Genomic DNA, 24,762 nt, shown 5'->3' with positions numbered 1-24,762 from the left:
TCTCCCATCGCGGGCCGCGCCAGACCATCGGTTGCGGACCCGCTCGCCACGGAGCTGCTTACGGCTCGGGCCGAGGTTTGCCCGGACTGCCATGGCGATCCAACCACCCGCCTCGGGCACCGGTCGGCAGGGCGCACCTCATTCGGCCCCACCGCCCACGCGCATCACCCGAATGGCCCTTGGATGAGCCGCCGGAAGAGGCCCATGATAAGTGGAAGGGGAATAGCGCCGCTTTCCGGCTGATATGAATGCCGAGAACAGAGCGGCGGCCGTGGCGTGGAGGTGGATCAATGAATTATCCTCTGCTCGATGTATTCCTGACGATGCTGTGGTTCTTTCTGTGGATCATGTGGCTGTTCCTGCTTTTCGGCGTCATCGGCGACATCTTCCGCGACGACCAGCTCAGTGGTCTCGGGAAGGCGGCATGGACGGTCTTCGTCGTGCTCCTGCCCTTCCTCGGTGTTTTCGTGTACCTCATCGGGCGCGGCTCCGGCATGGGTGAACGGAAGTCGGCTCAGACGCGCGCTCGCCGGGAGGAGTTCGACGCATACGGCCGCCAGAGGGCGGCCACGAGCTCGGCCGACAGCGCGCAGAACCTGTCCGAACAATTGGCGAGGCTGGCGGAACTCAAGGCCGACGGAACATTGTCCGAGACAGAATACGACAAGGCGAAGGACAAGATTCTGGCCTGAGACCAAGGCATGGCATCAGTGTCGGGGCGCCGCTCCCTACGTGGCGTCCCGACAAGTGTGGCCGAGTTCCCTGGAGATTTTTCCGACAAGGGAGTGATCATGAAGCGGTACCCGCCCATCGCCGAACACGGAATGGTCGGCGATCTGCAGACCGCGGCGCTCGTCTCTTCCGAGGGAGTGGTGGACTGGTTCGCCGCGCCCAGGTTCGACTCGCCGAGCCTGTTCGCCGCGCTGCTCGACCACGATCGCGGCGGATATTACCGCCTGGGCGTCGATCACCCGCAGGCCACGGCGAAGCAGCTGTACTACCCGGACTCGGCGACGCTGGTCACCCGCTTCTCCACGCCGGACGGCCTGGGCGAGGTGATCGACTGGATGACCCCGCTCGCCGGGGTCCCGGCCACCGACCGGCATACCCTCTACCGGGTGGTACGGGTCATGCGCGGAACCGTGACGTTCACCGTGGAGTGCAGGCCCCGGTTCGACTACGCCCGGGCGACGCACAAGCTCAACCTGAATGGAGATGACGCCGTCTTCGAGGCACCCGACACGACCGCGCACCTGCAGAGCTACCGGATCCCGATCGAGCTCGACGGACAGGACGTGCGCGGAGAGGTGACCCTGCGCACCGGCGAGACCGCCGGCCTGGCGCTGACCGTGTGCGAGCCCGGCGGCGCCGCACCCGCCCGCTTCTCGGACACCGCCGAGGTCGCCGAGCGAGCCTGGGCCGACATCGAGTTCTGGCAATCCTGGCTGCGCAACTCCACCTACCGGGGCAGGTGGCCGGGCATGGTGCACCGCTCCGCGATCACGCTCAAGCTCCTGACGTACGAGCCGAGCGGCGCGCCGGTGGCGGCGGCCACGATGGGCCTGCCCGAGGAGATCGGCGGGGAGCGCAACTGGGACTACCGCTACACCTGGGTGCGCGACGGCTCGCTCTCGGTGCGCGCGCTGCTCGACCTCGGCTTCGTCGACGAGGGCATGGCCTTCGCCAAGTGGATGGCCGCCCGGCTGCGTGACGGGCTGAAGCGGGGCGGCGAACCGCTACAGATCATGTACCGGGTCGACGGCGACCCCGAGCTCGACGAGTTCGTCCTCGAGCACTTCGAGGGCTATCAGGGCTCGGCCCCGGTCCGGGTGGGCAACGCCGCGGCCGACCAGCTCCAACTCGACATCTACGGCGAGGCCATGTTCGCCTTCGCCGAGGCCAGCCGGTTCGGGCGCGGGCCGGCCCAAGCCGGCTGGAACGCGATCAGGCAGACCGTCGACTGGCTGGCCACGGCCTGGGACCGGCCCGACGAGGGGATCTGGGAGACCCGCGGCGGGCGCGAGGATTTCACCTACAGCCGGGTGATGTCCTGGGTCGCCTTCGACCGGGCGATCTCCATGGCCACCGAGTTCCGGCGCCCGGGCGACATTGCCGGCTGGACCGCCGCCCGCGACACCGTTCTCGAGCAGATCCTGGCCAAGGGCTGGAGCGAGAAGGAACAAGCCCTGGTCCAGCACTACCGCACCGACCACATCATGGACGCCTCGCTGCTGCTCGTGCCGATGGTCGGCCTGCTCGTACCGACCGATCCGGCGTGGCAATCCACGCTGGATGCGATCGACCGGCACCTGGTGAGCGACAGCCTGGTCTACCGCTACGACCCGGAACTCTCGCCCGACGGGCTGGAGGGCGGCGAGGGCACCTTCAGCCTTTGCAGCTACCTGTACGTAGATGCGCTCGCCCAAGCCGGACGACTGCGCGAGGCCCGCTACGCCTTCGACAAGATGCAGACCTACGCCAACCATGTCGGCCTGTTCGCCGAGGAGATCGGGCAACATGGAGAACAACTGGGCAACTTTCCCCAAGCCTTCACCCACCTCGCGCTGATCATGGCTGCCCTCACCCTTGACAAAGCACTCGACGCCGCCAACGCGGGGCGGGTATCGAACACTTGAACGCAGCGGTCAGGCGTCGGTATGCGACTGCCGCCTGATCGCCGCGTAGGGGGAACAGCGGGCCGGAAGAGCGCTCAGGAGGCGGTGGCCACGGTGTCGCGTCCGGCGGCTTTCGCGGCGTAGAGCGCGGTGTCGGCGGCGGTGACGAGACCCGCGGGGGTGTCGGCGTGGGCGGGAACGGTGGCTACGCCGATGCTGACCGTGATCGGGTTGGGCCACGCGGCGGAGTCGGCGGCGACGACGGCCCGCAGGGCACGTGCCCGGTGCTGGGCCACACCGGTCGGACAGTCGGTGAGCAGTACGGCGAACTCCTCTCCGCCGACGCGTGCCACGATGTCGCCGCGCCGTACCTGCGCGGCCAGAACGGCGGCCAACGCGGCCAACGCCGCATCCCCGGCCGGGTGCCCGGCCCGGTCGTTGAGCCGCTTGAAATGATCGACGTCGATCGCCAGCAGGGAAAGCGGATCGCCACGCCGTTGGTACAGGGTGAAATCACGCTCCAGCAGGTCGTCGAAGGCTCGACGGTTGGCCAGCCCGGTCAGCGCATCGATCCGGGCTTCCTGATGCAACCTGTAGACAAGCGTGCGATTGTGCCGCCGCAGATGGACCGTGATGTATGCGGTCGCCACCAGCGACAAACCGACCTCGACACATGAGGCGACGGTGCCGTCCGAATGGACTCGCAGTGCCATCGCCATAAGCAGGCCCAGCGACACGCCCAGGGTGGCCCAGGCGATGCGCTCGGGCAGCAGGTATCCGGCGAACAGGATCGGCCAGACCAGAAGGATCGACCCGGCCGGTGTCGACTCCTGCGATACCAGCGGGGGAGTGCAGATCAGCACCGCGGTCACCGACGGGAACGCGAACAGCAGCCAGGTCGGCGCGCGCCGGCCCAGCAGCAGCACCGCCCCGAAACCGGCCGCGAAGATGCTGACGACGAACACAGGGGTACGCCACCGTGCATCGGGCCCGGACACGCCACCGGCGATGGCGATCGCCCACGCGACGGCCATGAATCCACCGGCGAGCAGCATCGCACCCGCGGTGCGCACCGCGAATCCGAACGCGGGCGGGTCCAGATCGCCAGCGACATCCCCCGCCGGCCCACTTTCTCGGATCCGCCGGCCCGGGCCTGCCGTCGCCGCATCCCGATCATGCGTGCCCATGTGGCGTCCCTTTGTCTTCGCGCTCACCCGTACGCGGCTGGATCAGGGTCTGACCGGCGCGCCGTCACTGAGCGGAGGGAGAGGCCGTCGCCCGATGCTGGAGCAGCCAGTCCAGGATGAGTCGGGTGACCTCACCGGGGGCGTCGAGGGGGCCCAGTGGCTGGCGGCCTCGACGCGTTCGTAGCGGAAGGGCCCGTTGACGTATTGGCCGGAGGCCTCGACCTCGTGTTCGAAGCAGAAGATGTCGCCGGTGGGCCAGATGCCCAGGACCGGGGCGTGCACCTCGGGAGGCGCGGTGGTGTCGGTCAGCGCCTGGAACCATGAGGCGGTCACGGGATTGGCCGGGTCCCAGCGCAGCGTGGGGCCGAAGCCGCCGTCCTGGCCGAGATTGCGGGCTAGGACGTCCTGCAATTCGGGGTGGGAACCGAAGACCAGTCGGGCGTAGGCGCAGTCCGCTGCCGTGTACAGTTCGGCGGCGTTCGAGTCGGTGTTGCTGAACGGGACCCAGTCCCAACGGGCGCGCGCAAGACTGAACAGGTTGTCCGCGCTGCGCGCCTTCGGGTGCCCGGCCGAGACCACGACCATCGCCCCGATCCGGAACGGGTGGGTCATGGCGAACTGCCAGCAGAACCGTGCTCCCCACCCGTGGCCGACCAGATGTACCCGGTCGATGCCGAGCTTGTCCAAGAGAGCGGCCAAGTCCGCGGCCACGTGGCCGGCAGCATAGTGGTCGAGCTCGCGGGGCTTGTCCGACAGGCCGCTGCCGATCAGGTTCGGGACGATCACGCGATATCCGGCGGAGACCATGTCGGGCATCTGGAAACTTCCAGCAGGCCGAGGTGTCGGGCATGCCGCGGACCATCAGTACCACTCGGTCACCGCTGCCCTCGTCGGCCACGTGCATGGCCACGCCGTTCACCTCGATCCGGCTCCCGGGCAGCCTGTATCGTGACAGGTCCTCGACCCGCGGCACGCTGCTCTCGCTTGGGAACGGCCCGGCCAATTCGTCCCCGGCCTTCGCGAACGCTGCCTCCAGGGCGGCGCCGTCCGATCCGGCGGCATCGGCGAACGCCCTGCGCACGTGATGGCTGATCGCCTGCTCGACGCCTGACCTGGCGGCCGAGTTGAAGATCACCACAACGGTGCCGGAATCGGGGGAGAGCCGGCCTTTGAAGGCTTTCGCCACGCTGCGCGCGGCCAGCTTCCCCATCAGGCCGCCGCCGCCCTCCTGCACCGAGATCTTCGCGTCCGGGTCGGTCATCAACAACATGATGCCCTTCGCGTCCGCGATCACCCCGACATCGTGCAGGCGCACGAGTTCGCCATAGTCCCGCCGCGCCGCACCGTGCGAGCCGTACGCGGCGATGACGACGGTCATCTGCTCGTCACTCATGGGTGTCTCTCTCTGCAGCCGAATGTGGCCGACCTCATGTCGCGCCTGCCCAGCAGACGGGCCTGACGTGGTGCCAGCATCACCCTAGGTCGGGGGACGCGGGGGCGCATGCCCGGCTGGTACATCCGAGGTCGCGGCCGCGTAATGAGGTATCAGCTGCCTGTCGCCGACGGCTTCCTCAGCCCGGGATCGCCCTCCATTGTGCCGGGGTGACAAACTGCCTTCCGCGGTTTGGCGCGCGTGCACGAGCGACCCGTGACAGCGCCGACCTACGCTGTCTCGGCGCCCACGCCGGCGGTGATGCCGCCAGCCCTGATGCCGCCGTCGGCGCGGCCGTCCTGAGCGCAGGCACGTTCGGCGAGGTCACCCGTCCTCGGCCCTCGCCGAGCTGCGCAGTCAGTCCCAGAGCCCAGCAGCAGGAGCATTCATATGAGCACATTCAGCAACGACAAAGCCGTCTTCGAGCATGTCGATGTCCTCGTCGTGGGCGCCGGTCTCACCGGAATCGGCATGGGCTGCCACCTGACGACCAAGCAGCCCGGCCGGACGTTCGCCATCGTCGACGCCCGGGACGCGATAGGCGGGACATGGGACCTGTTCCGCTACCCGGGGATCCGCTCGGATGCGGACCTGCACACGTTCGGGTTCGGATTCCGACCCTGGACCGGGGACAACGCGATCGCCGACGCGCACGAGATCCTCGCCTACCTCGATGAGACGATCGAGGAGTACGACCTCGCACAGCACACGTACCTGGGCCTGAAGGTCCTCGCCGCGGAGTTCTGCTCCGAGAAGGCCCGTTGGACGGTGACGCTGCAGCGGATGCGTGACGGCAGCCGGTTCCAGGTCAGCTGCGGGGTGCTGTTCTCGGCGGCCGGCTACTTCGACTACGACCAGGGCTATACCCCCGAGTTCGAGGGGCGGGAGAAGTTCCAGGGCCGCGTCGTGCACCCCCAGCACTGGCCGGAGGACCTTGACTATGCGGGCAAGAAGGTTGTGGTCATCGGGAGCGGCGCGACCGCGGCGACCCTCATCCCTGCCATGGCCAAGACCGCGGGCCACGTCACGATGCTGCAGCGCTCACCGAGCTATATCATCCCTGTCCCGCGCCAGGACCCGATCGCCAACAAGCTGCGGGACCTCCTGCCCGCCGGCCTCGCCTACAAGATCACTCGGACCATCAACATCAATAGGCAGAGGCTGCTTTACCGGACCAGCCAGAAGTTCCCCAAGCAGATGCGGGCCCTGATCCGAAGGGTCAATGTCCGCGCTCTGCCCGAGGGCTTCGAGGTCGACACCCATTTCAACCCGGCCTACAACCCGTGGGATCAGCGCATGTGCGTCGTGCCGGACGGGGACATGTTCCGTGCCATCTCGGCGGGATGCGCCTCGGTGGTCACCGATAAGATCGTGCGATTCACCGAGAGCGGCATCCTGCTGGAGTCTGGCCGTGAACTCGAAGCCGACCTCATCATTACCGCCACCGGGCTGAACATGGTCCCCATCGGCCGCATGCAGCTGAGCGTCGACGGCGAGGCCGTCGTCCTCAACGAGAGTGTCTGCTACAAGTCCGTCATGGTCAGCGGCGTGCCGAATTTCGCCTTCGTGGTCGGCTACGTCAACAACGCGTGGACCCTCAAGGCCGAACTGGCGGCCGATTATGTGTGCCGTCTGCTTGCCCACATGGACCGGCACGGCTACGCCTCGGTGACGCCCGTCGTCGCGGACCCGGCCCTCACCTTCCATCCGCTCATCGAGATGCAGAGCGGGTACCTCCGGCGCGGCATGCACCTGTTCCCCCAGCGGGGCTCCCATGGCCCATGGACTGCGGTTCAGAGCTACCACCAGGACCGCAAGCGGCTGCGCACCATCGAGGACTCCGCGCTCCACTTCACCGAGGTCGGGCGTGGGATACCGGCGTCGCGCCCACAGGCTGAGGCGTGATCACGACCACGATGCGGGACCTCGTGTGCAGCAGTCGGCGGGGACGATCGTGTCCCGCCGACTGCTGCATGCTCGATGCCTGCGCTCAGGTAGTTGCCTAGTCGGCCAGCTCGGCGAGCGCCGCGAGCTGGTGTTCGACGCGTTCGGCGTGTTCGTGCGCGTCCTGCTTGGCCTTCTTGGGGCTCCAGCGTCCGGTCAGCAGCCAGATGAACGGGAGGAACAGAAGCTGGCCTGCGAAGCAGACCCACCACCAGTGCTGCCACTGTGCCGGGGCCTGTTGCTTCGCCTCCTGCACGGCGGGAGCGTTCGTCTGGAGGAACTTCAGCTCGGTTACCACCTTCGGGTCCTTGAGGCCCGGACCATACTCGGCCACCAGCGCAAGATCGCTCGGCGGCGCCTGGCTGAGCGCCGTGAGCTGTGCGACCGCCGTCCTGACCGGCTTGCCGTCGACGGCGAGCAGGACGAGCGAGGCGTGCGGCACCGCGGCGAGGGCTTGAAGTCGCGTCGCCGCCTGGGCCGGTGCTATACCGAAGGCCGTCGCGATCTCGCCGACCGCCTTGGCCTGCGCCGCGGTGTCCGCCGGATTCGCCAGGATCGCGGCCTGGGTCGCCGCGTCGATGGTCGCGGCCGTGGAAAGCTGGGATGCGTACGTCGTGCTCAGGAACATCACCTGGGCGACGTCGTTGACCGGGATCCCGGAGATCTCGCTGAGCGCCTGCGCCTGGGTGGCCGGAGCATTCGGGTCCGTCTTGAGCGCGGCCAAGGTCTGCGGCGTCAGCTTCTGCGCCGTCACCAGTTCGGCGGCGTCCTTGGCGGCGATCGCCTGCACCCGGGTCACGATGCCCGGGTCGCCGGCCACCGCCCGGACCGTCGCGTTCTCGGCTTCCGAGAGGCCGGGCGCCTGCCCGGCTGCCGCTTGGGCGACCTGCGTACCCTGACCCACCAGCGTGCTCGCCCCGGGGATCATCGTGATCAGGAACAGCAGCGCCACGACCACCACGGTGCGCAGCGTCGAGGCCCAGATAGCGAGTCCGGTGGCGGTCGCGGCCGGGTTGTGCTTCTCCACGGTCTCGGTGAACGCGGCCATCCATGCGGAGAACGCGAAGGCGCTGCCGATAGCGATCGGCAGCAGAATTCCGACGAACTCGTAGTAGCCGGTCTGCGGCCGCGTGGCGGCCATCGCGAACAGGGCGACGCCGAGTGCGCTTGCCAGACCACCGACCAGCATGAGCGGTTTGCGCACCTTCAGCGCGTCCGAGAGGATGCCGGCGACGAGCAGCGCGCCGGCGTTCACCGCCCAGTACCAGTCGGCCAGCGCGTTCGCCCGTGCCTCCGAGTAGCCGAAGTCGGTGGCGAAGTAGACCACGAACAGGCCCACCGCGCAGTAGTAGTAGAGCAGGAAGATACTGATCGCGAACGCGGGACCGACGACGTTCTTGCGCATCATCTGCTTCCAGTGCCCGGTCAGCACCGCGTTCGGATCGATACCTCGCGCGTTCGCCTCGATCAGCGCCTTGTCGCGCGCGCTCACCATCAGCTGGTCACGCAGCTGCGGAGTGAGCTCCCGCAGTCCGACGAAGGCGACGACGAACACGAGCAGGCCGACTATGCCGCTGACGCGGTATTGATACTGCCAGTCTGGGTGCCGCTCGAGCGTGTGGCTGGCCACCTCGCTGACCACCAGGCTGCCGAGCACCGGGCCCATCGTCCAGAAGCACATCGCGGTCGCGCGGCTCAACTGCGGGGAGAAGTCGCGGATCAGCGCCGGGGTGGCGACGAGTATCATCCCTTCGACCATGCTGACGGCCGCGAAGACGACCAGGTAGGCCCACTTGCTCGTGGCATTCGCAAGGCCGAACACATCGAGTGCGCCGGTCGCGGCCAGCCCGTAGACGACGAAGTTCGCCCGTCCCCATCGGTCGGCCAGGCCTGCGGCGATCGCCGCGAGCGCACCCAGGCCGTTGCCCACGATCGAGATCGAGATCAGGAAGACGAGCGTCATGTGCAGGTTCGCGGCCAACGTGGTCGCCACCGAGCCCTGGACGTAGATCTCGTAGTACAGCGTGATCGTCGCGAGCACGACGATGATCAGATACGCGGTGCGCGGCGCGGTCGACGGGTAGCGGTCCAACTGACGGCCGAGCAGCCCGCGCCGGGCTTCGACGGCTGGCGCCGGGGGAGGGGCCGAGGAGCGTGCCGGGGTCTGTGACATGACGATCCACCTTCTCTGCGAGAATCTGATTAATATCGATAAGCGATTGCTTAGTTCCCTGGTCCGCGCTCGTCCCCGCAGATGCCGGGGATCATCTCGGACGGCTTGTGCGAGCCGGTCAAGTGCGCTGGTGCGCGTGGGCGTGCACGGCATACCGGCGACGGATCACCGCGCGTGAGGCGGACGTCGGCGGTTTGATTTCGTGGGCTGAGTTTGTCGAATAATGTGGCATAGGTGAATAGCGCGACGTACTGCCCATGCGTCGCTGGGGACGTAGCATGACACCGGATTCCAGCCTCTGCAACACTTCCGAAGACCTCCGAAAGCTGTCGGCGCAGTGCTGTGCGGCGGGCGGCGGGTACGGCTCAAGGGACTCTTGACCAGCGACGAGGCACAGTCCGCTGCCCCCTCGACGCCGGGCTGGCGCCGGAAGACCCGCGCGGCGGCCAAGGCCGACGGTTCACATTTGTGCGCATGCCCACGATCTGCGCCTTGAGAGCGTGCCGCTGCACATTGCTCCTTGTCGTCGATCTGCCGAGCATGAATCCAGCTTGCGGAGAACTCAACGAGGAGACATACGTGATCACTCACAGTTCCCACTTCATCGCCGGTGCGTGGGTTCCCCCGGAGACGGACGAGACGATCGAGGTCACCGACGCCTCCCAGGGCGTCGTGATGGCGACCGTGCCGGCGGGCACGGCCGGTGACGTCGAGCGTGCGGTGCATGCGGCGAGGCAGGCATTTCCTTCGTGGTCCGCGCTGGATGCGGCGCAGCGGGTGGCCTATCTGAAACTTGCCGCGCAGGAGCTGGGGCGGCGGCAGAACGAGATCGCCGCGATGGTCAGCCGCGAGACGGGAATGCCGTACGCCACGAGCAACGTCGTACAAGTGGGTCTGCCCCTCATGACCCTCTCGGCTACCAGTGAGGTAGCCCTCGACTACACGTTCGAGGAGCGGCTGTACAACTCGCTGGTGATCAAGAAGCCGGTCGGTGTCGTGGCCTCGATCACCCCGTGGAACTATCCGCTGCACCAGATCGTGGCGAAGATCGCGCCAGCCCTCGCCGCCGGCTGCACGGTGGTGGCCAAGCCCAGTGAAGTGGCGCCGCTGAGCGCTTTCGTGCTGGCCGAGGTGTTCGAAGCGATCGGGCTTCCGCCGGGAGTGTTCAATCTCGTGTGCGGTGACGGGCCCACCGTCGGCGAGGCGCTCGTCGCCCATCCCGACATCGACATGGTGACGTTCACCGGTTCCACAGCCGCGGGCAAGCGCATCGGCGCGGTCGCCGCCCAGACCGTCAAGCGCGTGTCGCTGGAACTCGGAGGCAAGTCACCGCTGGTGGTGCTGGACGACGCGGACCCCGTCGCGGCGGTCACGGCGGCCATCGGCGGCTGCTGTCTCAACTCGGGCCAGACCTGTATCGCCCTGACCCGCCTGATCGTGCCCGCGGCGCGCAAGGCCGAATACGAGGCGATCGCCAAGGCGGCGGCCGAACAGATCGTCGTCGGCGACCCGTTCGAGCCCGCGTCGGTGATCGGGCCGCTGTCCTGCGCCGCCCAACAAGAGCGCGTGCGCGGGTACATCAGCTCAGGCATCGACGAGGGCGCCACGCTGCTGGCCGGAGGTGTGAACCCGCCCGACGGGTTGGAACACGGCTACTACGTCCGGCCGACGGTCTTCACCGACACGACCCCTGACATGCGGATCGTCAAGGAGGAGATCTTCGGCCCGGTCCTGGTCATCCAGACCTACGAGACCGAGGACGAGGCGGTGGCTCTCGCCAACGGCACCGTGTATGGACTCAATGCCGGGGTGTACTCGGCGTCCGTCGAACGGGCCGTCACCTTCGCGCGGCGACTGGAGTCCGGGCAGGTGCAGATCAACGACGGCGCCTTCAACATCCAGGCCCCGTTCGGCGGGGTGAAGCAGTCCGGGAACGGCCGCGAGCTGGGTCGGGCCGGGTTCGAGGACTTCCTCGAGACGGTGTCGCTCCAACTGCCTTGATCGACGCCGCCACATATAGGACGAGATTCGGACGACCGGAAGAAAAGAGAGCGACACCATGACCGACACCGTCTTGACCGAGGTCCGCCGCGCGACGCTGGCGGCCCTCGTGGACACCTTCGTCGCCGAGGCCCCGCACGACGCTCACCTCACGGTGGGACAGTACCTGACGGCCAGTCTGCCCGCCGAGCAGCTCGCCGGAATCCTGCAGCTCATCGACGTGTTCGTGCTCGTGGGCCTGAAGAACCAGCCGCAGCACATCCGCGAGGTCGCCGTCGGCGTGGTGGCCGGCATCTCACCAGAGACCGCGGCCGGGGTGGGCGCGATGCGGCAACTGGCGCTCAGCTTCACCGGCGCCCCCGCCGACGAATAGGGCACGTGCGCTGCGCTCTGGTCCGTGCGCCCGCCGTCTGAGTCCGCTTGGCGGACTCAGACGGCGCTCTCACGTCCGCGCGTCCGCGCGCAGTACGCACCGAAAGCCGAGGTGACTGGTGGAAGTGTCGACGGGCTGAGGCAGGCGCGCCGCGGGACGGTACCGGCGGCAGTAGTTCGGCGCACACAGATGTGAGCCGCCCTTCATGACCTTGCGCGGAATCGGCGTGCCGGACGAGCCCGCATCGACGCTCGCCGCCTCCTCGCCGCCGACCGGATTGGCCCGCGGTCGTGGTGCTCCGCAGCAACTCGGCTTGCCGGGGGCGAGGACGCGGTGGTCCGCGTACCAGTCCGCCGTCCACTCCCAGACGTTGCCGATCATGTCGATCAGGCCGTAGCCGTTGGCCGGGAACGCGCCGACCGGTGAGGTATCCGCGTAGCCGTCGAGCCGGAGGTTCTCGTGCGGGAATTCGCCCTGCCAGGTGTTGGCCATGTACTCCCCGCCCGGGTTGAGCTCGTCACCCCAGGCGAATTCGCTGTGCGGCAAACCCCCGCGCGCCGCGTACTCCCACTCGGCCTCGGTGGCGATCCGTTTGCCCGCCCACTCGGCGTAGGCGAGCGCATCGGCCCAGGCGACCTGGGTCACCGGATGGTCGAGCCGGTCCTCGATCGACGTGTCCGGCCCCCTCGGATGCCGCCAGTCGGCGCCGGGCACGTAGCGCCACCACTGATAGGCGTCGCTCAGATCCACCGGGTGCCTCGGAGGCGTGAACACCGCGGAAGCCGGCTCCAGCATCGCCTGATCAGCATCCGGATACAGTGCCGGATCCGTCGGATGCTCGGCGAGGGTGCGATACCCGGTGGCGTCGACGAAGGCCCTGAATTCGGCGTTGGTCACCGGATGCCGGTCGATCCAGAACCCGTCGACGCTCACCGGATGAGCCGGGGCCTCCTCGGGATAGTGGTGGTCGGATCCCATGGTGAAGCTACCGCCGGGGATCCACACCATGTCGCCGTCCGGATGCGGCGCGGGAGGCTGAGCGCGCCGGGGGCTGAGCGTGCTCTCGTCGAGGACGATTGCGGGGGCGTCGCCGTCGCGAGTGGCAGAGACGAACAGGTCGAGCGCACGGTCGGTCATGGCCGCTCTCTCCTTGAGGACGAGGGGACTCGACTGAAAGCTAACATGAATCGTGTTATGCTCTCAATGAGGCAGCCGGGTACCCCTAGAACCCCTAACGCTAATCGCGTTATGATCTCCTCCATGCCTGCCGCCATGAGGAGTGACGACCCCCGGATTCCACGCGACAAGGAATCACAACCGGCAGGCGCGCGGCGGCGCAGGCAACCCGTGCAGGCCCGCAGTCGTGAAACCGTCGAGCGGATCCTCGAGGCCACAGACGCCCTGATCGAGGAGAGCGGAGTCGACGCGGCCACCACGCGGGCGATCGCGGAGCGCGCCGGGATCACCGCACCGTCGCTCTACCGCTTCTTTGCCGACCGCGAGCAGATCTTCGACGCACTCATCGAACTGCACCTGGACCGGCTCGGGGTCTTTCTCGCCGAAGCCGAGGCCGGCTGGTCGCCAAGCTCCCTCGCGGACATCGTCGAACGCGAACTCGGTGCGCATGCCACGTACTTCGCGGATCACCCCAACACCGCGCGTCTGTGGCTCGACGGCCGGGTCTCGCCGACGGTGCGTGCGGAAGTACGCGACTACAACCGTCATCTGGCCGAGCGGTTGCGCCTTATGGCGATCGCGGCAGGTTTCGCCGACCACCAGACGGATCCACTGGTCTTCACGCTCGTCGTCGAGCTCGGCGACCGGATCCTGGACCTCGCATTCAGGGAAAGCCGCATCCCGGATCCCGCCGTGATTCGTCAAGGCTCCGTCGCTCTCACCGCCTATCTGCAGGCCGCGTTGCGGCCGCAGCCGCGGTCAGGCCGCATCCTCACCCCTTGAGCCGGCTGCGCACGGCCGGGAGCAGCATGAGTGCGACGTGAAGGTCGACGCTGCCCACGTCCAGGCTCCGGCCGAGCGCACGCTCGGCCTGCAGGATCCGATACCGCACCGTGTTGCCGTGGATTCCGAGCCGCTGCGCCGTGCGCACGCGGCTGCCGTTCTCGGCGAGATAGGCCGCGACGGTCTCCGCTGTTCGGCGTACGGCTGCGTCGGGCTTCGACAGGGGCCCGAGCACGCGGTCGACGAAGATCGCCGCCTGATCCGGATCGAGCGTGGCCATGGCCACGACGGCCTGGTCGGCGTACCGGCTGACCGGGGGTGCCTCGGTGCCGCGGAGCAGGGCGACGCGGCGGGCGTGCCCCGCCTCGAAATACGTCCGGCGGAATCCGGCGAGCCCATGCCCCGGCTCGCCGAACGCCAGCCGCGTTCCGTCCGCCGGCTTCAAGCGATGGCACGCCGACGCGAGGGTTTCGGCGTCGAAGGCGCGATCTCGACCCACCCACAGCACACCTGAGCGCAGGCCGGTGGAGTGAAACAGGGTGCTCTCGCCGCCGAGGAGTTCGGCCGCGCGGCCGAGTTCCGCCTCCACGGCCGAGGGATCCTCGAGATCGGCCGCGGACTGCGTCCACGCGGTAACGGCGACGTGGTGCCGGCCGAGCTTGTAGCGTAAGCGGCTTTCCGCACGCTCCAGGTTGCTTTCGCTGCCCTCCACGATTTGGTTGATCGTCTCGCCGCGCACTGCCGCCGCACTGCGCAGCCACTGCTGTTGCTCAGCCTCGTAAAGCTCCTCGGCGGCTTTCACGAATACGGACTCGCAGGCGAACAGCCACGCGGAGGCGAGACCGACGGCCTGCATCAGCTGACGCTGATCACGGGAGTGTTCCCCGATGTGCGCGAGTATCCAGCGCCACAGCACTTCGTGCGCGGCCCGGTAGACGTGCGAGATCACCCCGCTGCCTACCCGGCGCTGCACGGCCGTGCGCCCGAACGCGACGGTCGCGGCGGGCAGTTCGATCCTCGTCGGGTCTTCGGCGCGTGCCATCGCGTGAGCGATCGATACCAGGCTCGCCTCGGTGCTCGCACGATTCTCCGCCGCGCTGTCGGGGTCGTCGAAGACCCCTGGGACAGCAGCCAGGATCGCCGCCGCGATCTCATCCGTCAGCCGCGGCGCGAACTCGGCCAACTGTTCGGCCACGGGTCGCAGTACCTCCGCCCACGCCCGTTGAGCGGCGGGGTCACGCGGCGCCATCCATTCGATACTCACGGGTTCCTACACTATCCGCAGTCGGTGTCCGTCACCAGCGCCGGCTGTCGCGAAATGACGAACAACGATCGATTGCTCATCTGCTCGCGACAAGCGCTGCCGCGTTCGGGCTCCTAGTCTGCCGGTATGCCGAAGCCCGACGCCGCCGCTCCCGCCTGTCGACCATGCGACGCGGCGTCATCCGAACAGATCGGGATCCGTACCCGAGATCTGCGCGAACAGGGGCTGGAACTGGAACCAGCCTACGAACTCACCGCCGATCTGACCGTAGGTCAGCTTGGCGTCCTCGTCCGTGATGCGCACGGTCGGACCTGCCGCCTTGGCCGCCAGCTGGGCCTGAGCGGACCGCTCCATGGTGATGAACCACCAGGCGGCGGAATCGACCGTGGATCCGACGGTGAGCAGGCCGTGATTGCGCAGGATCGCCGCCTTCCGGTCGCCCAGCGCGTCAGCGATACGCCCGCCCTCGGCCAGGTCGTTGACCAGCCCGGTGTAGTCGTCGAACAGCGCGTGGTCCTGGTAGAAGGCGCAGGCATCCTGAGTCAGCGGTTCCAGGAGCTGCCCGGTGGCCGACAGCGCCTTACCGTACACCGAATGGCTGTGCGCGGCGGCGACGACGTCGGGACGGGTGCGGTGGATCGCGGCGTGGATCGCGAACGCGGCGCGATTGACCCGGTGCCTGCCCTGGACCACCTCGCCCGCATGACTGACGAGCAAGAGATCGCGCACCTTGATCTGTTTGAACGAGACGCCCAGCGGATTGATCCAGAAATGATCGGGATACTCCGGGTCGCGCGCGGTGATGTGCCCTGCGACGCCTTCCTCGAAGCCGAAACGGCCGAAAAGACGCAGCGCCGCGGCCAACCTCTCCTTGCGGTGACGCCGCTCGACTGCCGGATCCTGGTGAGCCGGCGGCCGAGGGAAGATCAGATCCGCTTCGGGGATCGGCTGCAGTCCGGAGGGTGCGAGCGGCTCAGCGGTCGGGCGCCGGGTGTCACCGGCCGCGGGATCTGCGGAGGGCATGACGGTTCTCCTCGGAGTCGACGTAACGGCTACACACCTCAGGGTGGCTGTTGCCCTCAGCCGCGTCGATGTCCCGCGTGCGCACTCGACGGCCGGAGGATTGTGCACACCCACAACCCACGCCGGTGCGCGGCACTGTCGCACCGCTCGCTCGCACCCTGGTTCCTCGCGTGATCACCGTTACCAGACGTGGCGCGGTCTGCTCGGCCCTGGCCGACCTCGCCCGACGGCTGCTCGCGCACAACGACGAGTTGGCGGCGGAACTGGCACGGCGGGTCGCGCAGGCGGAAACAGACCTCGCCGACGGATTCGTCGTGCCGTTCGAGGATCTCGAAGCAGCCTGCACGACACTGCAGGCCGGCTTGTACCGCTACCTCGCCGGACTCGCCCCGCTCGACCTGCCGTCCGTCACGGCACTGGGCAGGCGGCGCGCCGAACAGGGCGTGCCGCTCCCCGCGGTACTGCACGGACTGCGCATCGGATTCCAGTACGTGTGGGAATCTCTGGCCGGCGCCGTGGACCCCGAGGACCGTGATGCCGTGGGTGGCCTCCTCGGGCAGGTCACCGACTTCTGGACAGTCCTCGACGACTTCTCCACGGAGCTTCGCCGCGCGTACAACGAAGCGGTCGCAGCCCGAGTGCGCATAGTGGAGGCCGAGCGCGACGCGCACGTCGAGGCGCTCCTCGGACTCACCGCAGCCGAACCGAGTCGCCAGTCGGCCGGAGCAGAGGCGCTGGGGCTGGCTCGCCATGGGCGCTATCAAGTCGGGGTCTTGGACGCCTCCGCATCCGCAGCCCCATGGCAGGCGCATCTGTCGGCACGCCGCATACAAACGTTCTGGCATGCAGGAGAGGACCGACTGGTCTGCCTCGCGTCGCTCTCCAGCCTCCGAGCCGATCGCGACCTGCTCGAGGTCCTTCCGGGCGACGCGTCCGTGAGGATGGGCCTGAGCCCTGTGTTCGGCGACATCACCGCCGCGGGGACGGCACGCCACCGGGCGACGATCGCGCTGCGGAGCATCCCGACTGCCCGAACCGGGATCCGCCGTTACGGTGACGACCCGCTGGCCACTCTGCTGGCCAGCGCACCCGAGACCGCCGTCGAACTCGCCGACCGGATCATCGGGCCGCTGCTTCAGCTGCCGGAGATCGAGCGGACGCTGCTGCTCGAGACGCTGCAGGCATGGATCGCGGCCGGCGGAGCCACCGGCGAAGCAGCCCGCACCGTGTACTGCCATCGCAATACGGTGCGCTATCGACTGCGACGCATCGAGGAGCTCATCGGCTGCCGCGTCGCAGAACCACGTCATGTCACGCTCCTGTGCATGGCCATGGAGGTCATCGCCCAATACGGCCTCAGGCCGTCACCGTCCTGAGGCCGACTGAAAACTCCGCCTCCGCGCGACACGCACACCTAACAGAACCAAGAAATATAAAAGGTGATACATGATGCCCACCACCGACTCCTCGCCGACCCCGTTGAGTCCTCTCGCGCCGATCCGCCAGGCGGACCGGCTCTATCGCGAGCTGCTGGCCCCTGAGGAGGTCCAAGCCGTCCGCGCCAGAATGCGCGCGATCGCCGAGAAGACGGTGGCGCCGCACGCCGCGAGCATCGCCACCGCGGACGAGCGCACGGACGGCTTCCCGGTCGCCGTATTCGACGCACTCGCCGCCGAGGGCGCGTACGCCATACCCTTCCCGGCCGAAGTGGGCGGCGAAGGGCTCAGCCATCCCGCGGCCGCGTCCGCCGTCGTCATGGAAGAGCTTGCCTATGTCTCCAGCAGTATCGCCGCCGTCTTCGACGCGCAGTGCATGCTCGCCGGCAACGCGCTCCTGCTGGGCACCGACGCACAGCGGCAGCGCTGGCTGCGCAGGATTGTCGACGGATCGGTCGTCGGCGCGTTCGCCACGACCGAACCGGACGCCTCGAGCGACCTCGCGCCGCAGACGCTGCGAACGGTCGCCACACGCTCGGCCACAGGCTGGCTGCTCAACGGCCGCAAGCGCTGGATATCGAACGCGCCGGTCGCCGATTTCGCCGTCACGCTCGCTCGCACCGGTGAACGTCTGAGCATGTTCATCGTCGACCTGACCCTGCCCGGCGTCCGCGTGGGAATCCCGGATCGCAAGATGGGCAACCGCGGCCAGTTGACCGCTGACATCGAGTTCGACGATGTCGAGCTCGGCGACCACGAGATTCTCGGCGAGGCGGAAGGACAAGGGCTGCGCCAGGCTCTGGGCACCTTGACCCACGGCCGGATCGCGATCGCCGCCGCGGGCGTCGGCATGGCCCAAGCCGCCTTCGACCACGCGGTAGCGCACCTGTCGACGCGTCACGCGTTCGGCAAGCCCATCGCGGCCAACCAGCATTGGCAGTTCCTGCTCGCCGAACGGGCGACAGAGATCGAGAATGCGCGCTCGCTCTACACGAAGGCCGCGCTGCGCCTGGACTCCGGGACCACCGCGGAACCCGAAGCCGCCATGGCCAAGTGGTACGCGACCCGGCTGTCCGTCGACTTGGCGCGCGACGCCGTACAGGCCCTCGGCGGCCTCGGATTCGCCAGCGAGATCGGTGCGGACGGCCGGCCCGGGCCGGTGGAGGCGATCTACCGGGACAGCAAGGTCGGCGAGATCTACGAGGGCTCCAACGAGATCCAGAAGTGGATGATCGCGCGACAGATATTCGGGCGCGGCATCACCGGCTGAGGCCCCCCAGGGCCGGGTGCCCGCACGCAGCGAAGAGGGCTGGGCGTAGGGATCCCCATCCCCGCGGCCGGCCCGGTCTGATGAGATCCCGCTTCCGGCGCTGGCGGGATGGCCTGTCCACGTAGGTGCGGCGCGGCGATATCGTGGCGCGCACGGGGAGGAGTTCGCCGTTTTGCTCACCGATTGCCCGCGCGGTGTGGCGAACCGCACGTTGGCGATCATGCGGAACGTTTCAGGTTCTGGGTTGCCGAGTGCAGCCTCATGTCCCACACTGGGTGCCCACGGTATTGACCTCGACCGTTCCCATGGGCACAGGTTGAGGGCGAAGTCGGCGCGGGCCTGATCCCCAGTCACCTGACAGGCAGCCCGCCGCGGCCCTGAATACCGATAGAATGTCCTGACGCTGCGCGGGCAACAGCTTCTCGGCCCGGCAAGGGCGCGATCGCATGCTCTCGAGCTTCGCTCAGCTGGACTCGCGCTCTATAGTGCGCGTGGAACCGATGTCAACCGTCTCGAGCGGCGTGTTTGAAGCGTTCGCCAGCCGTTCGAACAGCTCGGCACGTTCGTGCCCTGATGTGCCTGGTCGACGACGGCGACGGCAGCAGCTCGTCCGATCCGAGCAGCTTGGGGCGCCGCCCTCGGCCGGCTGCTCTCCGGCCCCTCGGCCAGGTGCGCGAAAGCCTGTGCACGAGCAGGTCCGCAAGATCGGCTCCCGGCGTCTTCGGGCCCCAGCCCCCATGGCGGTGTCCGCTTTGGCGCTCGTACCTGCCGCACGTACGTGGATGTCGCTCTACGTCAAGGCTTGTTCGGCCCAGATGGTCTTGCCTTGGTCGGCGTAGCGGGTGCCCCAGCGGTGGGCGATCTGGGCGACGAGGAAGAGGCCGCGGCCTCCCTCGTCGTCCGTGCGGGCGTAGCGCAGGTGCGGGGAGGTGCTGCTGCCATCGGAGACTTCGCAGATCAGGGTACGGTCATGGATGAGACGCAACTGGATGGAGCCGGAGCCGGTCCCGTAGCGGATGGCGTTGGTCACCAGCTCGCTGACCACCAGCTCGGTGGTGAAGGCGAGTTCCTGCAGGTTTCAGGTGTTCAGTTGCTGATCTGCCAGGGTACGAGCGGTGCTCACGACGGCGGGGTCGCGGCTCAGGGTCCAGGTGGCGACCCGGTCGGCCTCGATGGCCCGGGTGCGGGCCAGGAGCAGCACGATGTCGTCCTTAGGCCCGGTCGGCGCGAGTGCGTGGACGGCGGCGTCACACATGTCGTCCAGGGTGCGTGTAGTGGTCGAGTACTCGGCCGATGGCGTGACCTGCGACTTCAGGCTGCTGGCCGGTACTTGTTGATCAGGCCCGCGAGGACGGTTCGGCGTTGGATCCGCTCGTTCGGTCTCGTCGAGGCAGCCCGCAAAGCAAGGCTCGCGCCGTCAAATTCTGGTGTTGTCAGAATCGGGGAAGCCGGTGGGGTAGGTGGGCTCCTCAGTGGGCGGACGCCCCTTCCCACGTCAGACCCCGGTGAGGTGAGGCGTCGGCGGAATCCCCTTTTGCCAGCCTTGCCACACCGGGAGCGTCGTCCGCGGGCCTACGCCGGCGCGATTTTGCCGATCACGCTGCGGGAGGCGCCGACGGGCATCTCGCAGGTCCGCGGGCGACGCCTCTATCGCATCACTGAACTGTTGAAGCGCATTGAAGCGGCTTGGCTTGGTCGGACAGAAGCCTGGGCGGACGACCCGTCCGCTCGGACTGGCGCAGTTTTTGTTTGCCGGTACCAGTCGCGCAAGTCATCGACGCGAAGCGGTGGCCTGATGGTGCGACGTCAAACGAGAGTTGACAGTTCAAGGCGGTCTCGCTGCGCTGCGAGCCTTCCGTGTATCAGCGCTGGAGTGCTCCCTTAATGAGCACTTTGATTTGGCGGGCTGCAGGTGCCGACGACAATCTGGCGTCGGCGGTCGTCTCGGCGCGCGCGGCCCGGCCGGGCACTGTAGTGGAGGTCCTCGCTGATACTCGTCACGACTTCGCCCTTCGTGCCTTGCGCTCTCAGGTACTGGGTTCGGCGTGTTCGGATGTGGATGTCGCTGAGCGTTGGCTCCGTGAGGAGCCGAGAAGCGCTGATGCTCAGTTGTTGTACGCGCGGACGGCTGTGGCGCGCGCCATCCGGTCTCACGATGCACAGGAGCCGCGCAAGCGCTGGCAGGCGCTGGCGGAGATGGCACTGCGGGCCTGCAAGTCTGCCGTCGCGGCTGCGCCGGATGACCCCACGCCGTTGGTGGCGCTGTTGACGCTGGCACGACTGGGGCATACGCCTCAGCCGGGTCCGGAGGGGCCGGACGGGCTTGCGGAGGTTGTGGGGCCGTGGGAGCTGTTCGATCGGATCCGTGCGCTTGACTCTCTTCATCGCGAGGCGCACGTGCGGTTTCTGTACTGCCTGGGTTCCGACGCTGACCGGCTGCACTTCGCGCTGCACGTGGCGAACTCGACTCCGCTCGAGTCCGATCCGCAGCTCCTTGTGCTGATCGCGCTGGTCGAGCAGTACCGGTCGAAGGATCCGAAACAGCGCGCAGCGCAGCAGTTGGACTGGCAGTGGCGCCGGCCGGGGACGCTGCAGTACGCGCTGGATCTGTTCGAGCGCTGGTTCCCGAAGGCTCAGGCGCGCAGGTTCCCGCCGGTCACGGACTACTCGTATCTCGCGCACGCGCTGTGGGCCGGCGGACGCACCCCCGAGGCGGGGGACGTGTTCCTCGCGATGGGCCCATATGCCGCCTCGCAGCCGTGGTCCGCGTTCGTGGATCCGGACAAGCCCTCCGAGGGCCCGGAGGCGCCGCTGTTGCGGGCGCGGGCGCAATGCCACGTCGGGCCTCCTTCCGTGCTTCCGGGAGGAGGCGCCGCCTGATCGTCTGGCGCAGCCGCGCCGTGGGGGCCGCGGCTGCGTGGGGCGCCGTGCGCGCCGGTACCGGACGCCGCATCGTCCGGTACCGGCACGGCGAGCACGCCTGATTCCCGTGGCTCCCCACCGGTTCGCAGCACATTCACACGGGCCGAGGATCACAACCCATCTGATGAGAGGTTTGAAATGACGTTCGATGTTCAAGGCACCGCCGAGGCGAGACGGTCGCTGTCCGAGGATGAGGAGCAGTTGCACCGGATGGGCTATCCGCGGTCGCTGCTGCGCACGATGAGCAAGTTCGACAACTTCGCGATCTCCTTCACGATCATCTCGGTGCTCACCGGGTGCATGACCATGCTCGGCTACGGCCTGAACACCGGCGGGCCGGCGGAGATCCTGTGGGGCTGGCTGATCGTGGGCGGCATGACCACGCTGGTCGGGCTGGCGATGGCGGAGCTGGCCTCGAAGTACCCGACGACTGGGGCGCTGTACTACTGGTCGGCGAAGCTGGCCAAGCGCAACGCGGCGCGCTGGTCCTGGTACACCGGCTGGCTGAACGTGATCGGGCAGGTGGGCGGTACCGCGGGCATCGACTACGGGCTCGCGGTGTTCGTCCAGGCCCTGATCGCGCTCCAGTGGTCATTCACGGCGACGCCCGGCACGACGTTCGGGATCTACACACTGGTGCTCGTCGTGCACGGGCTGCTCAACAGCAAGGCGACCAGGCTCGTGGCGTTGCTCAACCGGGTCTCGGTGTGGTGGCACGTGCTCGGGGTCCTGCTGATCGTCGGGTGCCTGCTGTTCCTGCCGGCCCAGCACCAGTCCGTGGGCTACGTGCTGACCGCGACGTTCAACAACACAGGGTTTACCCGGTTCTGGTACGTCGCGGCGATCGGGCTGCTGGTGGGCGGGTACACGTTCTGCGGGTTCGACGCCTCGGCGCACGTGAGCGAGGAGACCAGGGACGCGGCCAAGGGCGCGCCGTCAGGGATCGTGCGCTCGATCGTGGTGTCCTGGGTGGTCGGGTTCGTGCTGCTGGCCGGTTTCATGCTCGCGCTGCACCACTACAGCGCGGAGGCGACCGCGACGGTGCCGCCGCTGCAGATTATGATCGACGCGCTCGGGGCGAACACCGCGAAGCTGCTCATGATCGTGATCATCGTGGCGCAGTTCTTCTGCGGGATGTCCTCGGTGACGGCGAACTCCCGGCTGATCTTCGCGCTCTCGCGCGACGAGGTGCTGCCCGGCTCGCGCTGGTGGTTCAAGACCACTACGAAGACGAAGACGCCGATCGGCGCGGTGTGGCTGGCAACGGGGGTCGCGTTCCTGCTCGCGCTGCCTTCGCTGAAGTCGTCGGTGGCGTTCTACGCGATCACCTCGGTGAACGTGATCGGGCTGTTCACCGCGTATGCGATACCGATCTTCCTGCGGCTGAGGGTGGGGCGGGACTTCACTCCAGGCCCGTTCTCGCTGGGCCGCTACAGCGCGCTGATCGGCCGGATCGCGATCGGGTGGATCGCGTTCGAGACGGTGCTGTTCGTCTGCCCGGAGGCGGCACCGGTGACCTGGCACAACCTGAACTACGCCGGGTTTGCCGTTCTCGCGGTCCTGGTGCTGGCGACGGTGTGGTGGCTGGTGACGGCGCGGCGCAGCTTCTCGGGCCCGAAGTCGTTCGGCACGCCGGAGGAGCTCGCGGCGATGGAGGGGGAGCTGGTATGACCACGGTCCTCGCGATCGACCAGGGCACCACGGCGACGAAGGCGGTGGTGATCGGTACGGCCGGGAAGGTGCTGGCCCACGCCACCGAGAAAGTCGTCACCACCACCCTGCCCGGCGGCGGGGTGGAGCAGGACCCGGAAGAGATCTACCGGGGCATGCTCGTCGCCGGCGCCAAGGCGGTGGCGCAGTCCGGGCGCCGGATCGACGCGCTGGCGCTGGCCACCCAGGGCGAGTCGGTCATGGCGTTCGACCCTGCGACCGGGACGCCGCTCAGCCCGCTGGTCACGTGGCAGGACCGGCGTGCCGAGCAGGTCTGCCGCCGCCTCGATCAGCACGCCGAGGAGATTGTGGCGGCCACCGGGCTGCGGCTGAGCTCGTATTTCACCGCACCGAAGCTGGCGTGGCTGCGCGAGCACGTCACCGGCGAGGGGGTCGTCTCCACGATCGACGCGTGGCTGCTGCACCGGTTGACGGGGCAGTTCGCCACCGATGCGGCGACCGCGTCCCGGTCGCTGCTGGTCGATCTGGACTCGGGCGCGTGGAATGCGCGCCTGCTCGAGCTGTTCGGTCTCGACCGCGAGCGGCTGCCGCGGATCGTCGGGAACGACGAGGTGGTCGGTGAGACGAGCGTGTTCGGCGACCGGGTGCCGGTGGCCGGGGTGATCCTGGACCAGCCGGCGGCGCTGCTCGCGCAGCGCTGCCTGAGGGCCGGTCAGGTGAAGGTCACCTACGGCACCGGGGCGTTCCTGCTGGCCAACCTCGGTCCGCTCCCGCCGGCCCGCCCGGCGCGCGCGACGTGCTCGACCGCCTGGCAGATTGAGCAAGCGCGCACGTTCTGCTCCGACGGGCAGGTGTTCGCCGCGGCCACGGCGCTGTCGTGGCTGGTGAAGGTCGGGGTGCTCGAGCGGGTGGAGAACCTCGACGCATCCTGCGCCGCCAACCCCGGCGGCGCGGTGTTCGTCCCGTCCTTCGACGAGGACTCCGGCGCGCGGATCGCCGGGCTGGAACTGGGCACGCGCCGGGACCAGGTCGTGGCCGCTGCGGTGTACGGGATCGCGGCGTCGGTCGCGGAACTGTATGACCAGGCCGGCGCCCGGGTGGAGGTGCTGCTGGCCGACGGCGGGCTGACGAACTCCACGTGCCTGCTGCAGGCGCAGGCGAACCTGCTGCAGATCCCGGTGCGCGCCTACACCGGCGCGCACGCCACCGCCCAGGGCGCGGCGGCGCTGGCCCGGCTCGCCCTGGACCGTGCCACCACGATCGAACTCGAACTCGCCGGCGACCGGCTCGGGAAACCGGTCCTGCCGAAGTGGGCACCGGAGCAAGCCGAGCACTACCGGGCGCGCTGGCGCGAGGTCGCCGGGCGCGCCCAGCCGGATCCGGTGCTCTGCGGGGTTTGACCGACCCCTTCCAAGCTCCCGCGCCCCGGGTTCTCACAGACACCCGTCAAACAACGAGTATCTGGCTCCTGAGGTCCAGCTCCCGGGGCGCG

18 protein-coding genes and 1 pseudogene are annotated in these 24,762 nt (G+C 68.3%); 12 read left to right on the top strand and 7 right to left on the bottom strand.

Annotated features, from left to right (window positions below; all coding sequences use genetic code 11):
- Window positions 1-290 precede the first annotated feature (290 nt).
- Both ACTRO_RS06905 and ACTRO_RS06900 read left to right on the top strand, forming a co-directional pair.
- Window positions 291-692 carry an SHOCT domain-containing protein gene (locus ACTRO_RS06905; protein ID WP_034262077.1) on the top strand — a complete coding sequence of 134 codons (402 nt, stop codon included), beginning with the start codon at window positions 291-293 and terminating at the stop codon, window positions 690-692.
- Between the two features lie 99 nt (window positions 693-791).
- Entirely contained in the window at window positions 792-2,636 is a 1,845-nt protein-coding gene (locus tag ACTRO_RS06900) for a glycoside hydrolase family 15 protein (RefSeq protein ID WP_034273515.1), read from the top strand.
- Window positions 2,637-2,710: 74 nt separating this feature from the next.
- Here ACTRO_RS06900 and ACTRO_RS42935 read toward each other — a convergent pair whose 3' ends face one another.
- Entirely contained in the window at window positions 2,711-3,670 is a 960-nt protein-coding gene (locus ACTRO_RS42935; protein ID WP_169739838.1) for a GGDEF domain-containing protein, read from the bottom strand.
- A 174-nt stretch (window positions 3,671-3,844) separates the two neighbouring features.
- Window positions 3,845-4,618, bottom strand: a complete 774-nt coding sequence (locus ACTRO_RS06890) for an alpha/beta hydrolase (protein WP_034262075.1) — start codon at window positions 4,616-4,618, stop codon at window positions 3,845-3,847.
- A 32-nt stretch (window positions 4,619-4,650) separates the two neighbouring features.
- Between ACTRO_RS06890 and ACTRO_RS06885 the strand changes: the two genes are divergently transcribed.
- The gene (locus ACTRO_RS06885; protein WP_034262071.1) at window positions 4,651-4,887 is read left to right on the top strand and encodes a hypothetical protein; all 237 of its coding nucleotides are present in this window, start codon (window positions 4,651-4,653) and stop codon (window positions 4,885-4,887) included.
- Window positions 4,888-5,624: 737 nt separating this feature from the next.
- A complete protein-coding gene (locus ACTRO_RS06880; RefSeq protein WP_034262068.1) occupies window positions 5,625-7,139 on the top strand; it encodes a flavin-containing monooxygenase in 1,515 nt (504 codons plus the stop codon).
- A 97-nt stretch (window positions 7,140-7,236) separates the two neighbouring features.
- Here the strand turns inward: ACTRO_RS06880 and ACTRO_RS06875 are convergent, their stop codons facing one another.
- Entirely contained in the window at window positions 7,237-9,351 is a 2,115-nt protein-coding gene (locus ACTRO_RS06875) for an MFS transporter (RefSeq protein WP_034262064.1), read from the bottom strand.
- 540 nt (window positions 9,352-9,891) lie between these two features.
- Between ACTRO_RS06875 and ACTRO_RS06870 the strand changes: the two genes are divergently transcribed.
- A complete protein-coding gene (locus ACTRO_RS06870) occupies window positions 9,892-11,352 on the top strand; it encodes an aldehyde dehydrogenase family protein (RefSeq protein WP_051452309.1) in 1,461 nt (486 codons plus the stop codon).
- A gap of 58 nt (window positions 11,353-11,410) precedes the next feature.
- Complete coding sequence (locus ACTRO_RS06865; RefSeq protein WP_034262058.1) at window positions 11,411-11,725, top strand: hypothetical protein; 315 nt, start codon at window positions 11,411-11,413, stop codon at window positions 11,723-11,725.
- A 69-nt stretch (window positions 11,726-11,794) separates the two neighbouring features.
- On the opposite strand, the gene ACTRO_RS06860 is transcribed toward ACTRO_RS06865, so the two are convergent.
- Window positions 11,795-12,733, bottom strand: a complete 939-nt coding sequence (locus ACTRO_RS06860) for an SUMF1/EgtB/PvdO family nonheme iron enzyme (RefSeq protein ID WP_051452308.1) — start codon at window positions 12,731-12,733, stop codon at window positions 11,795-11,797.
- A gap of 252 nt (window positions 12,734-12,985) precedes the next feature.
- On the opposite strand from ACTRO_RS06860, the gene ACTRO_RS06855 reads away from it, so the two are divergent.
- Window positions 12,986-13,684, top strand: a complete 699-nt coding sequence (locus ACTRO_RS06855; RefSeq protein ID WP_169739837.1) for a TetR/AcrR family transcriptional regulator — start codon at window positions 12,986-12,988, stop codon at window positions 13,682-13,684.
- On the opposite strand, the gene ACTRO_RS06850 is transcribed toward ACTRO_RS06855, so the two are convergent.
- The gene (locus tag ACTRO_RS06850) at window positions 13,674-14,879 is read right to left on the bottom strand and encodes a PucR family transcriptional regulator (protein ID WP_051450430.1); all 1,206 of its coding nucleotides are present in this window, start codon (window positions 14,877-14,879) and stop codon (window positions 13,674-13,676) included. The two genes, ACTRO_RS06855 and ACTRO_RS06850, sit on opposite strands and share 11 nt — an antisense overlap.
- A gap of 246 nt (window positions 14,880-15,125) precedes the next feature.
- Window positions 15,126-15,971 carry a class II aldolase/adducin family protein gene (locus ACTRO_RS06845; RefSeq protein WP_084316033.1) on the bottom strand — a complete coding sequence of 282 codons (846 nt, stop codon included), beginning with the start codon at window positions 15,969-15,971 and terminating at the stop codon, window positions 15,126-15,128.
- A gap of 170 nt (window positions 15,972-16,141) precedes the next feature.
- On the opposite strand from ACTRO_RS06845, the gene ACTRO_RS06840 reads away from it, so the two are divergent.
- On the top strand, window positions 16,142-17,347 hold the full coding sequence (locus ACTRO_RS06840; RefSeq protein WP_169739836.1) for a PucR family transcriptional regulator: 1,206 nt from the start codon (window positions 16,142-16,144) through the stop codon (window positions 17,345-17,347).
- Window positions 17,348-17,420: 73 nt separating this feature from the next.
- Window positions 17,421-18,677 (top strand): acyl-CoA dehydrogenase family protein, encoded by a 1,257-nt coding sequence (locus ACTRO_RS06835; protein ID WP_034273503.1) that lies wholly within the window; start codon window positions 17,421-17,423, stop codon window positions 18,675-18,677.
- Between the two features lie 790 nt (window positions 18,678-19,467).
- Here the strand turns inward: ACTRO_RS06835 and ACTRO_RS50805 are convergent.
- Window positions 19,468-19,947: pseudogene (locus ACTRO_RS50805) on the bottom strand (ATP-binding protein); the annotation flags it as partial.
- Between the two features lie 614 nt (window positions 19,948-20,561).
- Here ACTRO_RS50805 and ACTRO_RS46925 point away from each other — a divergent pair.
- From ACTRO_RS46925 to ACTRO_RS06815, 3 genes are all read left to right on the top strand, one after another.
- Window positions 20,562-21,557: a hypothetical protein gene (locus ACTRO_RS46925; RefSeq protein WP_063627933.1), complete on the top strand. Its 996-nt coding sequence runs from the start codon at window positions 20,562-20,564 to the stop codon at window positions 21,555-21,557.
- A gap of 180 nt (window positions 21,558-21,737) precedes the next feature.
- The gene (locus ACTRO_RS06820) at window positions 21,738-23,270 is read left to right on the top strand and encodes an amino acid permease (RefSeq protein ID WP_051450428.1); all 1,533 of its coding nucleotides are present in this window, start codon (window positions 21,738-21,740) and stop codon (window positions 23,268-23,270) included.
- Window positions 23,267-24,670, top strand: a complete 1,404-nt coding sequence (locus tag ACTRO_RS06815; protein ID WP_051450427.1) for an FGGY family carbohydrate kinase — start codon at window positions 23,267-23,269, stop codon at window positions 24,668-24,670. Before ACTRO_RS06820 ends, ACTRO_RS06815 begins: the two co-directional genes overlap by 4 nt.
- Window positions 24,671-24,762: the final 92 nt, after the last annotated feature.

It is taken from the genome of Actinospica robiniae DSM 44927 (assembly GCF_000504285.1).
Lineage (GTDB): Bacteria > Actinomycetota > Actinomycetes > Streptomycetales > Catenulisporaceae > Actinospica > Actinospica robiniae.
The sequence above is the reverse complement of the archived record's forward strand: the minus strand, read 5'-3'. Positions and strand labels throughout refer to the sequence as shown.

Coding starts and splice junctions, on each gene's coding strand:
- ACTRO_RS06905 (WP_034262077.1), top strand. CDS start 291: ATGAATTATCCTCTGCTCGATGTATTCCTGACGATGCTGTGGTTCTTT.
- ACTRO_RS06900 (WP_034273515.1), top strand. CDS start 792: ATGAAGCGGTACCCGCCCATCGCCGAACACGGAATGGTCGGCGATCTG.
- ACTRO_RS42935 (WP_169739838.1), bottom strand. CDS start 3,670: ATGCTGCTCGCCGGTGGATTCATGGCCGTCGCGTGGGCGATCGCCATC.
- ACTRO_RS06890 (WP_034262075.1), bottom strand. CDS start 4,618: ATGCCCGACATGGTCTCCGCCGGATATCGCGTGATCGTCCCGAACCTG.
- ACTRO_RS06885 (WP_034262071.1), top strand. CDS start 4,651: ATGCCGCGGACCATCAGTACCACTCGGTCACCGCTGCCCTCGTCGGCC.
- ACTRO_RS06880 (WP_034262068.1), top strand. CDS start 5,625: ATGAGCACATTCAGCAACGACAAAGCCGTCTTCGAGCATGTCGATGTC.
- ACTRO_RS06875 (WP_034262064.1), bottom strand. CDS start 9,351: ATGTCACAGACCCCGGCACGCTCCTCGGCCCCTCCCCCGGCGCCAGCC.
- ACTRO_RS06870 (WP_051452309.1), top strand. CDS start 9,892: ATGAATCCAGCTTGCGGAGAACTCAACGAGGAGACATACGTGATCACT.
- ACTRO_RS06865 (WP_034262058.1), top strand. CDS start 11,411: ATGACCGACACCGTCTTGACCGAGGTCCGCCGCGCGACGCTGGCGGCC.
- ACTRO_RS06860 (WP_051452308.1), bottom strand. CDS start 12,733: ATGGTGTGGATCCCCGGCGGTAGCTTCACCATGGGATCCGACCACCAC.
- ACTRO_RS06855 (WP_169739837.1), top strand. CDS start 12,986: ATGCCTGCCGCCATGAGGAGTGACGACCCCCGGATTCCACGCGACAAG.
- ACTRO_RS06845 (WP_084316033.1), bottom strand. CDS start 15,971: ATGCCCTCCGCAGATCCCGCGGCCGGTGACACCCGGCGCCCGACCGCT.
- ACTRO_RS06835 (WP_034273503.1), top strand. CDS start 17,421: ATGCCCACCACCGACTCCTCGCCGACCCCGTTGAGTCCTCTCGCGCCG.
- ACTRO_RS46925 (WP_063627933.1), top strand. CDS start 20,562: ATGAGCACTTTGATTTGGCGGGCTGCAGGTGCCGACGACAATCTGGCG.
- ACTRO_RS06820 (WP_051450428.1), top strand. CDS start 21,738: ATGACGTTCGATGTTCAAGGCACCGCCGAGGCGAGACGGTCGCTGTCC.
- ACTRO_RS06815 (WP_051450427.1), top strand. CDS start 23,267: ATGACCACGGTCCTCGCGATCGACCAGGGCACCACGGCGACGAAGGCG.